This is a genomic window from Lysinibacillus irui (genome assembly GCF_028877475.1).
Taxonomy (GTDB): Bacteria; Bacillota; Bacilli; order Bacillales_A; family Planococcaceae; genus Lysinibacillus; species Lysinibacillus irui.
The window spans coordinates 91,494-107,500 of record NZ_CP113527.1 but is presented as its reverse complement, the minus strand read 5'-3'; the positions used below and the strand labels follow the sequence as shown (position 1 = coordinate 107,500).

16 protein-coding genes (1 of these 16 only partly in view) are annotated in these 16,007 nt (G+C 38.6%); all 16 read right to left on the bottom strand.

Annotated elements, in window-relative coordinates; all coding sequences use genetic code 11:
- Positions 1 to 551, bottom strand: the 5' end (the start) of a protein-coding gene (lysS, locus tag OU989_RS00535) for a lysine--tRNA ligase (protein WP_274795189.1). Its footprint begins 952 nt before the window's first position; the window shows 551 of its 1,503 coding nt (coding positions 1-551); it begins with the start codon at positions 549 to 551; its stop codon lies beyond the left edge, outside the window.
- Between the two features lie 173 nt (positions 552 to 724).
- On the bottom strand, positions 725 to 1,765 hold the full coding sequence (dusB, locus tag OU989_RS00530; RefSeq protein ID WP_274795188.1) for a tRNA dihydrouridine synthase DusB: 1,041 nt from the start codon (positions 1,763 to 1,765) through the stop codon (positions 725 to 727).
- Positions 1,766 to 1,857: 92 nt separating this feature from the next.
- Entirely contained in the window at positions 1,858 to 2,370 is a 513-nt protein-coding gene (folK, locus tag OU989_RS00525; RefSeq protein WP_274795187.1) for a 2-amino-4-hydroxy-6-hydroxymethyldihydropteridine diphosphokinase, read from the bottom strand.
- Entirely contained in the window at positions 2,370 to 2,735 is a 366-nt protein-coding gene (gene folB, locus OU989_RS00520; protein ID WP_274795186.1) for a dihydroneopterin aldolase, read from the bottom strand. The genes folK and folB overlap by 1 nt, the downstream gene beginning before the upstream one ends.
- Entirely contained in the window at positions 2,735 to 3,589 is an 855-nt protein-coding gene (gene folP / locus OU989_RS00515) for a dihydropteroate synthase (protein WP_274795185.1), read from the bottom strand. Before folP ends, folB begins: the two co-directional genes overlap by 1 nt.
- Before the next feature lie 13 nt (positions 3,590 to 3,602).
- Complete coding sequence (gene pabC / locus OU989_RS00510) at positions 3,603 to 4,442, bottom strand: aminodeoxychorismate lyase (RefSeq protein WP_274795184.1); 840 nt, start codon at positions 4,440 to 4,442, stop codon at positions 3,603 to 3,605.
- The gene (gene pabA, locus OU989_RS00505) at positions 4,443 to 5,024 is read right to left on the bottom strand and encodes an aminodeoxychorismate/anthranilate synthase component II (RefSeq protein ID WP_274795183.1); all 582 of its coding nucleotides are present in this window, start codon (positions 5,022 to 5,024) and stop codon (positions 4,443 to 4,445) included. It lies immediately after the preceding gene.
- Positions 5,021 to 6,430, bottom strand: a complete 1,410-nt coding sequence (locus OU989_RS00500) for an anthranilate synthase component I family protein (RefSeq protein WP_396631776.1) — start codon at positions 6,428 to 6,430, stop codon at positions 5,021 to 5,023. Before OU989_RS00500 ends, pabA begins: the two co-directional genes overlap by 4 nt.
- Positions 6,431 to 6,579: 149 nt before the next feature.
- Entirely contained in the window at positions 6,580 to 7,509 is a 930-nt protein-coding gene (cysK, locus tag OU989_RS00495) for a cysteine synthase A (protein WP_274795182.1), read from the bottom strand.
- Positions 7,510 to 7,749: 240 nt separating this feature from the next.
- A complete protein-coding gene (locus tag OU989_RS00490; RefSeq protein WP_274795181.1) occupies positions 7,750 to 8,721 on the bottom strand; it encodes a peptidyl-prolyl cis-trans isomerase in 972 nt (323 codons plus the stop codon).
- Positions 8,705 to 9,586, bottom strand: coding sequence for an Hsp33 family molecular chaperone HslO (hslO, locus tag OU989_RS00485; protein ID WP_274795180.1), 882 nt, complete (start codon positions 9,584 to 9,586; stop codon positions 8,705 to 8,707). Before hslO ends, OU989_RS00490 begins: the two co-directional genes overlap by 17 nt.
- A 21-nt stretch (positions 9,587 to 9,607) precedes the next feature.
- Positions 9,608 to 10,375 (bottom strand): type III pantothenate kinase, encoded by a 768-nt coding sequence (locus tag OU989_RS00480; protein WP_274795179.1) that lies wholly within the window; start codon positions 10,373 to 10,375, stop codon positions 9,608 to 9,610.
- A gap of 317 nt (positions 10,376 to 10,692) precedes the next feature.
- Complete coding sequence (locus tag OU989_RS00475; protein ID WP_274795178.1) at positions 10,693 to 11,526, bottom strand: aldo/keto reductase; 834 nt, start codon at positions 11,524 to 11,526, stop codon at positions 10,693 to 10,695.
- A gap of 142 nt (positions 11,527 to 11,668) precedes the next feature.
- A complete protein-coding gene (ftsH, locus tag OU989_RS00470) occupies positions 11,669 to 13,699 on the bottom strand; it encodes an ATP-dependent zinc metalloprotease FtsH (RefSeq protein ID WP_274795177.1) in 2,031 nt (676 codons plus the stop codon).
- Between the two features lie 281 nt (positions 13,700 to 13,980).
- A complete protein-coding gene (hpt, locus tag OU989_RS00465) occupies positions 13,981 to 14,523 on the bottom strand; it encodes a hypoxanthine phosphoribosyltransferase (RefSeq protein WP_274795176.1) in 543 nt (180 codons plus the stop codon).
- Positions 14,524 to 14,590: 67 nt separating this feature from the next.
- Positions 14,591 to 15,997: a tRNA lysidine(34) synthetase TilS gene (gene tilS / locus OU989_RS00460; RefSeq protein ID WP_274795175.1), complete on the bottom strand. Its 1,407-nt coding sequence runs from the start codon at positions 15,995 to 15,997 to the stop codon at positions 14,591 to 14,593.
- Positions 15,998 to 16,007 lie beyond the last annotated feature (10 nt).

Genomic DNA, 16,007 nt, shown 5'->3' with positions numbered 1-16,007 from the left:
TTAGAACGAGTGATAAACGTTTTTTTGCTATCTTCATTTGTCATTAGATCTAAATAACGTTGGCGATAACGTTGCTCAACATCCTGTAAGCCGTGGAATTTCTCCGGCATAGGACGTAAAGCTTTTGTAAGGAATGTGAAGTCCTCAGCTTTTACTGAAAGCTCTCCAACTTGCGTACGGAATACATTTCCACGTACACCTACGATATCCCCTAAGTCAGCCTGTTTAAACAACTCATATGCTTCTTCACCTACATGATCTTGGCGAACATAAATTTGGATTTGTCCTGCTAAATCTTGAATATGGGCAAAACCAGCTTTTCCTTTACCGCGTTTCGTCATAATACGTCCCGCAATAATCACCTCTTGAAGGTTTTCTTCAAGTTGTTCTTTTGTTTGGTCTGCAAATTGTTCACGTACTTCTGCAGATAAATGTGTACGCTCAAAACGGCTTCCAAATGGATCTTGTCCGTTTTCTAGTATCGTCGTCATTTTTTGGCGTCTCACCAATAGCTGATCATTTAATTCTTCTATATTTGACACTTGTTTCACTCCTTAAGTAAATTGTCCGTGTTTACGTCCATAATATTTCTATTGTACACAATTTTAGTGCTGTAATCATCTCTTTCAGTTTATTTTCAATTCAACACAAGATGATTAATAATTCTAAAAATTAAAGTCAGCACAAAAAGGCGTCTCTTATAATAGTGAGACGCCATAAAAAACTATATTATTAATTCTTTTGCTTCAGGAACGATTAAATTAGATTCGACCTCTTCATATTCCTGTACAAGACTATTTAATAGTACACGAAGATCCGCTGCTGTTTCAGTTTGATTAATCGCATTACGCGCTTTACCATTACCGCGAATTCCTTTTAAGTACCATGAAGCATGTTTACGCATTTCACGTACTGCTATTCCTTCGCCCTTTAACTGGAGTAAACGTTCAAAGTGCAATAGACATACATCTATCTTTTCACGGATACTCGGTTCTTCCTTTAGCTCACCAGTTTCTAGGTATTGAACGGTACGATAAATCATCCATGGATTACCTAATGCTGCACGACCAATCATAACAGCATCTACTCCTGTTGTATCGAGCATCCGTTTAGCATCTTGTGGCGTTTCCACGTCACCATTACCAAGCACAGGAATCTTCACGTTTTCCTTCACTTGGCGAATGATATCCCAATTCGCCTTACCCTCGTACATTTGTACACGAGTACGTCCATGGACTGCTACTGCAGAGGCACCTGCACGCTCAACAGCTTGTGCATTTTCAATGGCAAAAATATGCTCATCATCCCAGCCAATACGCATTTTTACGCTGACAGGTTTTTTAACTGCATCAACAACAGCTGCCACCATTTCATATACTTTATTTGGATCTAATAACAAGCGAGCTCCTGCTTCACATTTTATAATTTTATTAACTGGGCACCCCATGTTGATATCAATAATATCAGCAGTAGTATTTTCATCCACATACTTCGCCGCTTCCACTAAGGTTGCTTTATCTCCACCAAAAATTTGTAGTGACAGAGGATTTTCACGTTCATCGATATAAAGCATACCTAATGTTTTCTCATTTTTTTGGACAATGCCCTTATCACTAATCATTTCGGCATAGACAAGCCCTGCTCCGAACTCTTTAACTGTTAATCGGAAAGCAGAGTTACAAATCCCTGCCATGGGCGCTAAAACTACTCGATTGTCCATAACAATATCGCCAATTTGAAATGGCTTCTCTGTTGTATGACTCAACGTTGTCTTCCTCCTCTAAAGGCTCTTTCCTCTTCTTCGCTATCTATGTTAATGCTGTGCATTAAAATTCATTGATACTGTATTTCTATAGCTTAATGTACCGTCGAAGGTTCTTTAAACGTTTTCCATAAGGTTACACCTTCATTTTCGCAATCCATTTGCTGCAACAGATTATGTGCTTGTTGTAGTTGTTCACCAAGAGGTGATGGTGTAATCTCAACTAAGGGTACTAAGACAAACGCTCGCTCGTACATTCTTGGATGGGGAACAATTAAGCTCTCAGTTTTAATATTTTCGTGATTGTATAGCAAAATGTCAAGGTCAATGATTCGTGGGCCCCAGCGGAATTCTCTTACACGCCCTAATTCCTGTTCAATTGATTGGCAAATCTCCAACATATCAGCAGATGAGACATTCGTTTTAATATGAACAGCTATATTTAAAAAATCTGCCTGATCTGTGTACCCCACTGCAGCTGTTTCATAAACAGATGAAATACGAACAACCTCAATATTACTTTTTTCCTTTAATAGGGCAACGGCATGCTGAAGATTCTCATATCTCTCTCCCATATTAGTTCCGATAGATAGGTAGACATCCTTCATTAGAAATCACCTCTCGTTACCTCAACAGACACCTCTTTATAATAACCATGAATAGGTGGGTCTGGTTTAATTAGCTCTACTCGAACGCCCTTTACTTTATCAGGGTAGGTTGTTAATACTGCATTCGCTATTTTCACAACAAGAGCTTCAATAAGCTTTAATGGATCGCCCTCTACGATATCACGACATATCGCATATACCTCTGCATAATTGACTGTATAAGAGAGATCATCAGTTTCCCCAGCCTTTGTCATATCTACAGCAAGAGAAACATTTGCTCTGAAGCGTTGACCAAGAGTCGTTTCTGCTGCTAATACACCATGATAGCCGTAAAACTGCATGTCCTTTAAGTGAATATAATCCATCACGCTTCCTCCTTAAACAAACGTTTTCCTACTAAAATATCAGTCATATGCGTGGCACGTGCCATTTCTTTTACATCATGAACTCTTATCATATGACAACCCTTTTCAATACCGTAAACTACTGTTGCAGCAGTCCCTTCAAGACGCTCCTCGACAGGTAGGTTCAAGACATTGCCAATCATTGATTTCCGTGATGTCGCTAATAACACTGGATAGCCCATAGCTACTAAATCCCTTAAATGTTGCATCATAGCAATATTTTGTGCAGTGTTTTTAGCAAAGCCGATACCTGGGTCTAAGATGATATGATGATCAGGAACGCCGGCTTGATGTGCAATAGCGATACTTCTTTCTAAATCCGCTTTTGCCGAGGCCCAAAAATCAATACCATAGTCCATATTTTCACGATTGTGCATTAAAATAATGGGAACATGCAAATCTGCAGCAACTTGGGCAATTTCCGGCTCCGCTTTTGCTCCCCATATATCATTAATGATGTGTGCCCCCGCTTCAATTGCGGCACGTGCTACATTTGCTTTATACGTATCAACGGAAATAATCGCCTTTACTTCTTTGGCTAACGCTTGAATAACAGGTACGATCCGTGCAATTTCATCTTCATCTGAAATTCGTTCATACCCTGGACGAGTAGATTCCCCACCAACGTCAATTATTTTAGCTCCATCAGCAACCATTTTTTTCGCTTGAGCAACAGCAGCTTCAACATTGTTATACTTGCCACCATCTGAGAAGGAATCTGGTGTAACATTTAGAATGCCCATAACAAATGTTTCTTTTGTATAGTCTAATGTAATACCATTAATGGTTAATGGTTTCGTATATTTTTCTAGCATGAAAACGCTCCTTCTATCCTTGCTCCACTTCTTGAACAAATGCTTCATGTAAACACGAATAAATTGGCCCTTTATTGCCTAAAAATTGTAGGTTTTCTAAGCTACTTATAGGCACAAGCTCTTGCACAGAATTGGTAATGAAGCATTCTGTACTTTGTAGTAAGTCTTCTTTTGTATAAAAGCCTTCCATCACCTTAAGACCAAGAGCATTGGCCTTCTCTAAGACCCATGCTCGAATAATCCCTGGTAAAATGCCTGTCTCTAAAGAAGGCGTATATAGTATATCATTTTTTACCCAAAAAACATTTGATGTTACCCCTTCAGCTACATAACCCTCTTGCGTTAAAAAGAAACCTTCTTGCTGTGCCAATGACGGCATTTCAAAGCGACCGAGTACGTTATTGCCATAATGATGTGATTTAACACGTAATCCTTGTTCAGGTGTATTGCGTGGAGTTGAAAGCCATTGGGCTATTTTCTCAGTCCCCCGCGGTATGTCCTGAAGTTCTTTACGAAAGATGATGACATTGGGTTGTTTATATTCGGTTGGCTGTAGTCCAATATTATGCTCTCCAGCTGATACATTTAAACGGAAGTAGCCATCTTGCCCGCCTGCTAGTTCATTTAATTGCTGCACTACCTCTAGTAAAACATTTTCAGGATAGGTTAAATGAATGTGGTATTGTGATAATGCAAGCTGTAATCTTTCCATATGTTCTTCCCAGCCAAATACCTGACCTCCATATGTCCGAAACGTTTCAAAAAAACCCAATCCGTACAAAAATCCATGATCAAATGGAGAAATACGCAAATCCCGTGCAGCCACATAGTGCCCATTCATCCAGCATTGCATCTATTTCACCCCTTCGACGTGGGTTTCTATAAATTGGCGAAGGAGTCTTTTACCTTGCTCAGTCATAATGGATTCTGGATGATATTGTACACCCTCAATTGGATATTCTTTATGACGAAGCCCCATAATTTCTCCCTCCTCAGTCCAAGCTGTGATTTCAAGACAAGCGGGTAATGTCTCTTTCTCTACAATAAGGGAGTGGTAGCGAGTTGCCAGGAATGGGTTTGGCATGCCTTTATGCAAACCTACTTCAGCGTGGAGTACAGGTGATGTCTTTCCGTGCATTAGACGCTCGGCCCGTATGACATTGCCGCCAAATACCTGTGCAAGCGCCTGATGACCAAGACAAACACCCAAAATCGGAATATTTCCTGCGAAATATTTAATAATGTTCAAGCTTTCACCTGCTTCATTTGGGCTACATGGTCCCGGTGAAATAACAATCATATCTGGTGCTAGTTGTTCTATCTCCTCTGCCGTTATAACATCATTGCGCTTCACCACTATCTCATGACCAAATTCACCCAAATATTGGACGATATTATAGATAAAAGAATCATAATTATCAATCATTAAAATCATTTTGCTCGCTCCTCTGCCATTGCCTTTGCCTGCCACATTGCCTTCGCTTTATTTAACGATTCCTGATACTCTCTTTCGGGAACAGAGTCAATGACAATGCCTGCTCCTGCCTGGATATGCGAAACTCCATCTTTTATAAACGCTGTCCGAATGACAATATTAAACTCCATGTCACCTGTAAAGCCGAGCCAACCAATCGAACCTGTATATAAACCACGGCGCACAGGCTCTAGTTCCTCAATAATTTCCATAGTGCGGATCTTCGGAGCTCCTGTAATTGTCCCTCCTGGGAACATTGCACGAATAACATCCGCATTTGTTTTACCTTCTGCTATTTCGCCTCGTACATTCGACACAATATGCATTACATGAGAATAGCGCTCAATGACCATAAACTCGTCCACTTCCACTGTTCCATAGGTTGACACCCGACCTAAATCATTGCGCTCTAAATCCACTAGCATCACATGCTCAGCGCGTTCTTTATCATTATCAATTAATTCTTGTGCTAATGCTAAATCTTCCGCCTCTGATTTCCCTCTTGGTCGAGTACCAGCAATTGGCCTTGTAGATAATTCATTTCCATGGCGTTTGACTAATAACTCCGGGGATCCAGAAACAACAGCAAAATCTGGTGCTTCAATATAAGCCATGTACGGTGATGGATTAAATGCTCGTAATGCCTCATAGACATCCATAGCTGAAGCATTTAATTTCTTGGACTGTCGAACAGACAAATTCACTTGAAACACATCACCCTGTGCTATATAGGTTTGTATTTTTTTTACGGCTGCCTCAAAATCTGTTCCAGCAAATGAAACAAGTAGTTCATTTTCATCATTGATAACTTCTACAGCGTTTGTTTTTTCAAATTTTCGCGTAGCTAGTCCATCTTGTGCTGCAACCTGCCAGTTATGAGCCCACTGTTCCAAGTTAACATCACTTTCGTCTATCTTCATAAGCGTCACTATATTGGTCTTCACATCATGCACTGCCCAGCAATCAAATATATAAAAATAGTTGTCTGGTATTTCTAAGTCATTCTTCGCTGTATTGGGAAGCACTTCAATTTTACGTGCATAATCATATGTGACAAATCCAATGGCTCCCCCTTGAAAAACAGGAAGCTCCGCATGATAAGGAATTTTATATTCTGCCACGAGCTCTTCCAGTAAGGCCAGAGATTCACCCTGTAAAACTTCGTGTCTACCATTTCTCCAATTGACTGACAGTCCATCCTCTACCGATTGTGCAATGGCTAATGGATTCCAAGCAGCAATCGTAAAATGTCCACCACGTCCACTTTCTAAAAATACATGTGCTTGTTGTGTCTCTGTTTGTTTCTTGTAGCTATAAAAAAATGAATCTGCATCCATCGTTAATGTTTTCGTAAGTATAGTCTTCAAGTCTTCTTTCCCCTTTAAACATATGATGTGATTCCATCTTAACTTGAATAGTACATAGAAGCGAATATTTTTATAATTTTAATAGTGTCCATTTCTAGGCATTAAAAAGGACCCCTTTTATAAAGGAGTCCTAACATAAAAATTAAAAATTAATCTTCAAATTGGTATAAAGGTGTTGATAGATAACGCTCACCGTTTGAAGGAACGATCGCAAGAACATTTGAACCCTTACCTAAACGTTTTGCTGCTTCAATTGCAGCATAGATAGCAGCACCAGATGAGATACCACATAAAATCCCTTCTTCACGAGCCACTTTACGCGCTACTTCAAAAGCAATCTCATTTTCAACAGGGAATACTGAAGAATAGATGTCAGTATCTAATACTGCTGGAACAAATCCAGCACCAATACCTTGAATTTTATGTGGCCCTGGTTGACCACCAGAAAGTACTGGTGAATCCTTTGGCTCAACTGCAATGATTTCAATGTTTGGATACTTTTCTTTTAATACAGCACCAGCACCCGTAATTGTACCACCCGTACCAACACCAGCTACAAATGCATCTAGTGTTAGACCATCAAATGCTTCTACAATTTCAGGACCAGTTGTTAGACGGTGAATAACAGCGTTCGCTGGGTTTGTAAATTGTTGTGGCAGGAAGTAGCCGTGCTCTGCAGATAATTCCTCTGCTTTAGCGATTGCACCTTTCATACCTGCTGGACCTGGAGTTAACACTAGCTCTGCGCCATAAGCTCGTAAAAGGTTACGACGCTCTAAGCTCATTGTTTCTGGCATAACTAAAATGGCTTTATATCCTTTAGCAGCTGCAATCATTGCAAGACCAATACCTGTATTACCGGATGTCGGCTCAATAATTGTACCGCCAGGTTTTAATGTCCCATCTTTTTCGGCCGCCTCAATCATTGCTAAGGCTAAACGGTCTTTTACTGAACTACCTGGATTAAAATATTCTAATTTTACATATACAGTACCTTCATTTTCACTTGTTGCATGATTTAATTTTACGATTGGTGTTTTACCAACTAATTCAGCTACTGAGTTTGCTATTTTACTCATTTAATAATCCACTCCCAATCCCTACTATTTTTATAGGTTTTACTTATTTTGTATTTTATCAATTTTTCCATTCGATTGTCAATAAATAAACCGTATATTTTCAGAATATTTATCTGATACTTTGTTTTTAAATAAAGATAAAAAGAATCTGCCTCTTTTATTTGGGTTTGTCACTACAAATGCCTGCAAGTTTGATCAGACTCGTTGTACCCACAAAAAATTGCAGACTCTTTTCGTTTATCACTTTTCCTTTTTAGACTCTCCATAATACCAAGTAGCATTAAATTCAGACCAAAATGCTTCTGGTGTTACGGATTGTGGTAATTGCTCTAAAGCCAATTCCCGCTCTATATGTTCTTTCACATCGTCATATGTAAAGGATTGTCCTTCTAATACCTCTTGCACTTGAACAATTCCGTAATGACCATTATCTAATTTAAAGGCCTTACTTACCTCTTTTGTCTTAAGAGATTTCACAGCATTAATAATTGCGGGGTCTATATTTTCCTGATTCTCTGTAAGGTAGCCAATATCTCCCCCTAGACTAGCTGAGGCACTATCAACGGAAATTTCACGTGCCAGCACCATAAAATCAGAGCCATTTTTTAATTCACCCAATGCTTCGTCAGCAGCCTTTTTTGAATCGACTTCAATAAAATTGGTACGATAGCTTGTTTTTGTATTATATAATCCTTGATTTTCCTCATAATACTTTTCAACACTTTCTTCTTCTATCACTACGTCCTTTGTGAGTACTTTATCCAATATAAGCTGTGATCGAATTTTTTGGCGTAGCTGCTCTGCTGAAAGATTTTGCATGGCCGTATCAAACTTATCTTGAGCAGAACGCATTAGCGCTAGTTCAAGGTCAATTTCTTTGTCTGTAACTTTTATTTTATATGTTTTAGCTGCCTTTTCCATGACCGATTCATTCACTAAATTTTGGAGTGTTTCTTTACCATATCGTTCTTCCATGGCAATCATCCATTCTTGGCGTGTAATTACATCCCCGTCAATGGTAGCGACCTGCTCATCGCTACCAATTTCCTGACCTTTATTCGGGATCAACCAACTAATGAACCACAAAATATTTCCTAATAACAAAATCGATATAACAGCTAAAGCAGGTTTTGTCTTTAAACGACGTTGCAGTAAAGGCGTTTGGTTTGGTGATACAGTGGTTGAGGGTCTTCGATTACGCGTTGAGCTCATCGATAAACCCTTCTAACTCATCTTTAGAGAAGCTGTATTTTTCTAAGCAGAAATGACACTCTGCTTCAGCTCCGCCATCCTCTTCAATCATTTCTTTAATTTCTGCAGTTCCTAAACCTAAAATTGCTGCACCAAACCGCTCTTTAGAACATTGACATTTAAATTCAATTGGCATGGAATCTAAAATTTGCAGGTGACCATTTCCTAAAACAGCTTCTAGAATTTGCTCTGGCGTAAACCCTTTTTCAATCATTTTTGAAACAGGCTCTATTGTAGCAAGGTGTTGTTCAATTTCTTTGATCGTTTCTTCCTCACAACCAGGCATTAATTGTAAAATAAATCCACCAGCTGCAAGAATAGTGTTGTCTGGATTAACGAGTACACCTAATCCAACAGATGACGGTACTTGCTCAGAAGTAGCAAAATAATAAGTAAAATCTTCAGCAATTTCACCCGAAACAATTGGTGTTTGTCCAGAGAACATATCTCTTAATCCAAGATCTTTTACGATTGTAAGAGCTCCTTCTGTTCCAACACCTGCACGAACATCTAACTTACCATGTTCGTTTAAATCAAAGTGAACATGAGGATTTGTCACAAACCCACGTACTTCACCATGTGCATTACTATCAATCACCATTGGTCCAATTGGGCCATTACCCTCAATTTTTATAGTGATTTTCTCTTCGCCTTTTAACATAGCTCCCATCATGACAGCGGCTGTCATTGAACGACCTAAAGCTGCTGATACAACCGGCCATGTATTATGACGACGTTGTGCTTCTCCTACTGTGGCTGTTGTACGGGCTGCAAATACACGTACTTGACCATTAAAACCTAAACCTCTTACTAAATAATCATTCATAAATAGAATGTCCCTCATTTCCTATTGGTTACGTTTATATAGCTTATATAAACCCTTTAAAGTTAGAAATGGATCCACAACATCAATTATTTGTGTCTCCCCTGCGATCAGATTTGCTAGTCCACCTGTAGCAATCACTAACGGCTCCTCTTTACTTTGTGCTTTCATTCGGTTTACAATGCCCTCCACTTGTCCTACAAAGCCATAAAAAATTCCTGCCTGCATGGCAGAAACGGTCGTTTTCCCGATAATATGTGTAGGTCGAACTATTTCAATACGCGGCAATCTCGCAGCTTGTGTATAAAGAGCCTCTGTAGAAATAGTTATGCCCGGTGCAATAGCACCACCCATGTAATCGCCCTTTTCGTTCAAATAACAATAGGTTGTCGCTGTACCAAAATCAACTATGATACAAGGGGCTTTATATAAATCAAGAGCTGCTATGGCATTCACAATGCGGTCAGACCCTACCTCACGCGGATTTTCGTATTTAATATTTAAACCTGTTTTTACACCAGGACCAACTACCAAAGGCCTTTTTTGAAAATATTTCTGACACATTGCCTCTAATGAAAACATAATTGGTGGCACAACTGAGGATATAATAATGCCTGTAATTTGTTCAAATGAAATGCCTGCGTGATTAAAAAAAGAAAGAACTTGCATAGCATATTCATCTTCTGTTTTATGAAGGTCTGTTACCATACGCCAATGGAAGGCTAATTGATCGTTGTCATTGTAGACACCTAATACAATATTAGAATTCCCTGCATCTAAAACTAAAATCAAGGCTAACACCTCCCATATCGTCATTGTAACTTTCGCCACTCTATTGTTACAACTTTTGTCTAAAAAAAGTGAATATACTTTAGAAAATGATACCACACTTTTTATCTTGATTCAGCAGATGTCCCTCTCGTCTAAATGGTGGAAATGAACGCTTTTTGTTTGATAATCAGTTGTCAAACACACGCAGAAAAACGGAACATCGTCAAAAGCCCACATTTACCTCAATACCTCTTATGAATGTCATAAATTTTGAAGAGTAATCAAAAAACATTGTTCTTTAAAAAGGAGCTTCCTTAAAGTAGGAAGCCCCATTGAAATTATTTGAAATTAAATGTTTCTGGATCTGGACCGCAACGTAATCCATCATTTAACGCATCTAACTGCGCCATTTCCTCATCTGTTAAAGAAAAGTTAAAAACATCTAGATTTTCGACCATACGTGTAGGTGTCATCGTTTTTGGAATCGTAACTACATTATGTTGTACATCATAGCGTAATACAATCTGCGCAGGCGTTTTATCGTATTTAGATGCTAACTCTTGAATTAAGGCTTCCTCTAGTAGGGAACCATTCATCAATGGAGACCACGCCTCCACCTGTATGCCTTTATCCTGACAATAAGCACGAACTTCCTCTTGTGTTAAATGCGGATGGAATTCGATTTGATTAATAACAGGGACAACAGTAGTTTCCTTCAAAAGCTTTTCTAAATGGTGTACGTGGAAATTACTAACCCCAATTGAACGTACTCGATCATCTTGATATATTTTTTCTAGTGCTTTATAAACTTCAATGTAATTTTCGTCAATCCCTGGCCAGTGCACTAAATACAAATCCAAATAGTCTAACCCGATTTTTTCTAAACTACTATCGTAAGCAGCAAGTGTTTCGTCATAGGAAAGACCATCGTTCCAAACTTTTGATGTGATAAATAGTTCATCACGAGTTACTAAACCTTCTTCTATGGCTGCACGTATTCCTCGTCCAACACTTTCTTCATTACGATATACCTGTGCTGTATCAATGCTACGATAACCCTTTGCAATTGCTGTTTTTACAGCTTCAGCTAAGTCATCTCCTTCAGGTACTCTAAAAACGCCATAACCAACTAAAGGCATTTTAAGTCCATTATTCAATGTTACATTTCCCATGCTTAAACACTCCTATCTATAAAATATCCTCTAACGAAGATTCGTATAGAGCTTATCTTTCACTCCTATATCCTAATGCTTATTAGTAATAAAAGGCAAAGAAAAAGACTGCTTACCAAATTAGTAAACAGTCTTCCTACTTTTAATCACGTTTTTCATCGATACCTTTAGGAGCATCATTTTGTTGTTCTTTATTTTCTTTAGCTAAATCAAGAGTTGTTGGATTCGGCTCTTTACTCAGTAGCTCTTTTTCAACAACTGGTTTACCAATTGTATCTAATGTTGGCTTCGCTTCAATTTTCGGCGTATTATCCTCAATTTTTTCTACAGCCTCTGGCTCTGGTAAAACACCATGGTCACGCAAATGCTCGATTTCCTGTGCATTTAACGTTTCTTTCTCCATTAAAGTATTGGCAATTAAATCAAGCAGCTCACGTTTTTCCGTTAGGATACGTTTTGTACGCTCATATTGAGTATCAATAATTTTTTGCATTTCTTTATCGATTTCATAAGCTACAGAATCAGAGTAGTTTTGGTCTGAATTAAAGTCGCGACCAAGGAATACATTACCGCCCTGACTTGAACCAAATTGCATAGCACCAAGGTTTTCACTCATTCCGTATTCAGTAACCATTGCACGAGCAATGCTTGTAACCTTTTGGAAATCATTATGTGCCCCAGTAGAAACTTCACCAAGAACAATTTCTTCAGCTACACGACCACCAAGGAGACCTGCAATACGATCTAAAAGCTCTTGCTTTGTTGTAAAGAAGCGCTCTTCCTTCGGTAACATAATCGCATACCCACCCGCTTGACCACGCGGAACAATTGTTACTTTGTGTACTGTATCTGCTTCATCAAGCTCAAGACCAACAACTACGTGGCCGGCTTCATGGAAGGATACAAGTTTCTTCTCCTTGGCTGAATATACACGGCTAGCTTTAGCTGGACCAGCGATTACACGGTCAGAAGCTTCATCGATATCTGCCATATTGATGGTGCGTTTACTTTTACGAGCCGCAACAAGCGCTGCTTCGTTTAATAAGTTTTCTAAATCTGCACCTGAGAAACCTGGCGTACGTTGTGCAACTGCTGCTAAATCAACTGTATCTGCTAATGGCTTATTGCGTGCATGTACTTTAAGAATCGCCTCACGTCCTTTTACATCAGGATGTCCTACTGTAATTTGACGGTCAAATCGACCAGGACGTAATAACGCTTTATCTAAAATATCTGGGCGGTTTGTTGCAGCGATAATAATAATACCTTCGTTTGCTCCGAAACCATCCATTTCAACTAACAATTGGTTAAGTGTTTGTTCACGCTCATCATGTCCACCACCAAGACCTGCGCCACGTTGACGACCAACCGCATCAATCTCATCAATAAAGATGATACATGGTGCGTTTTTCTTAGCATTTTCGAATAAATCACGGACACGTGATGCACCGACACCTACAAACATTTCTACGAAATCAGAACCCGAAATTGAGAAGAAAGGAACGCCTGCTTCACCTGCTACTGCACGGGCAAGTAATGTTTTACCTGTACCTGGAGGACCTACAAGTAAGATACCTTTTGGAATACGCGCACCAATTTCAGTAAACTTGCGATGGTCTTTTAAAAATTCTACAACCTCAACAAGCTCTGCTTTCTCTTCATCAGCACCTGCTACATCTGTAAAACGTACTTTTTTCTTTTGATCGTCATAAAGCTTAGCTTTACTTTTACCAAAGCTCATCACTTTATTTCCGCCGCCTTGAGATTGACTCATTAGGAAGAAGAATAAGAAAATGATGATAATGAAAGGAATAATTCCCGTAAAGAATTGAATCCATCCACTTGTTTCTGGTGCTGCTAAATAACTAATATTACTATCTTTATCCCTAGCAGCCTCATCGATACGGTCCATTAAAGATTGGTTATCACGAGGGATATTCGTTGTAAAGCTTTGACCCTTTTCATAACCTTTCAGTGTACCTTCAACGACGTAAACTGATTTATCAGGTTGAATTGTTGCACTTGTTATTTCTTTTTTATCTAGAGCTTCTTGAAACTCATGATAAGATAATTCTTTCGTTGGTGAATTTCCACCATTGAAAGTACCAAAAATACCGATAATCACTAGGAAAATCAGTAGATAGAATATGGTATATCGAAATATTCGATTCATCTCCAGCCTCCTCATTACAAACAGAAAAATTATAAGTAAAATCTTAACATATCATGATTTCATCATACAACGAAAAGCCCTACTTAAAAAATGTTTCGTTCACTTTTTGCCGTTATCAAAACAGTTTTTAGGCCATCTTTATACGTCCCAGCGTAATTGTACCTGTTCCTTGGACTTGATTTAGCTGAACATTGTGTCAAGATTTTGAATTATGTTAAACATAACGAAAAATACGTGACTTGCGCTGGAGGTCTTACTTTAATAGCTGGTCTTTTTGTATCTTAGAAAGAATAAACTTCAGGCTTCAAGATACCAATATAAGGTAAGTTGCGATATTTTTCTGCGTAATCTAAACCATACCCTACAACGAAGCCATCTGGCACTTCAAAGCCAACATAATCAGCAGATAGGTTTACTTTGCGACCTGATGGTTTATCAAGTAATGTAACAATTTTGATGGATTTTGCTTTGCGATATTTAAATAAATCCACTAGATAGCTTAACGTTAAACCACTATCAATAATATCCTCGATGATTAATACGTCACGTCCCTCAACGCTTGTATTTAAATCCTTTAAAATCTTTACTTCACCAGAAGAAACAGTAGCGTTACCATAACTAGAAACATCCATAAAATCTAATTCAATGAAAGAATCGAAACGTTTCATTAAATCAGTCATAAATGGCATTGCCCCTTTAAGAACACCTACAGCTAATGGGAATGCATCTTTGTATTCCGCTGTTAGTTGTGCTCCTAAGTCTGCAATTCTTTCTTGCAATTGTTCTTCTGTAATCATAATTTTTTCGATGTCATTTTGTAACATATCGATTCCTCCTCGTGATGTATCAAAAAATCTTCAACCTATTACGTTGAAATATTTTACAAAGACCTTAGTCTACGATGAGCACTGTATCATCGTTTGGTTGCGGAGTGGTTGAAAAAAATATTCCCATACGCACACCAATTACCGCTACCACCTCATCAGTTTGAGAAATCAGTAACGGCCAGCTATTTCGCTCATTTAAAGGAATCTTTTCATCTATAAAAAGGCGAGATAAGCGTTTTGGCTGATCCATTCCTTTTAACAGCATTTTATCTCCATCCTTCCGTGCTCGAATGTAAAGCGGTAGATGGAGTTTGCTAGCGTTAAAATAAAAAAGTTGTGCAGTATCCGTCAGCAATTCAGACGATAAATCATGCAAATTGACTACGCATAAGCGTTCACCATTTATCAGTGTTGTCCATCCATTAGCAATTGAAATAATCTGTTTCTCAGGAGATGTTTGATCCTCTAATGGTTTATTCTTCTGAATCGTTAATTTCCCGTAACGGCGAACTGCTAGAAAATCTTCAGGCAAGTGAATTTCAGCATACCCTGCTGTTGTATCACAAAGCTTTAAAATTGAAGTCAATAAAGCAAAACTTTGTATCGTATTTGAATCTTTGTAAAGATAGTTTAATAGTATTAAAATGAGCCTCCTTTGTAAAGCAAGTGGTATCAATTGAAAAGCCTCAATTTCTAGGCTATATGTATTTTCGTTACTTCTTATTACGGTTTGAGAAAATACATCTTGGGCTAATGACATTAAAAAGGCGTCGTCTACTTGTAAATGCTTTGTGAAATGGGTGATTTGTTCAGTTACCCGAGGATTTTCCGCCTCCAGTAAAGGCACTACATGATGTCTAAATCGATTGCGTACATAAGTATCTTTGGAATTGCTAGCATCTTCTCGATAATCCAAACCTTTTCTAAGTAAATATTCCCTTATTTCAGACTTTGTAACCGTTAAAAACGGACGAATTAATGATTTTCCTTCAAAAAGTCGTTGGGGACGTATGCCTTGCATACTATTCATTGTTGCGTTTTTCGTAAGGGCCATTAATACTGACTCCAGTTGGTCATCCGCATGATGTGCAGTTACAAGCTTATTTGCATTTATTTTTCCCAAGATTTCTTTGAAATATCGATACCTTTCTCTACGACAAATGAGCTGTGTATTACCATTTTCCTGTGCCATAATTGCAGGTACTGGAATCTCGGTAGCATGTAAGGAAACACCATTGTCGTCACAATACTTTTGGACAAACGCTCTATCTTCAGCTGAAGCTTGTCCTCTCAACATATGGTCAACATGCACTGCTTCTACTTGAATATTCCACTGCTCCTGTGTCTGTACAAAGTAATGGAGTAATGCCATTGAGTCCACTCCACCCGAAACGGCGATGAGAAGATGGTCGCCTTGCTGTAATAATTGCTCTTCTTCAATAAATGTTTTGACCTTTAATTCAAATGACAAACGCTTCTCC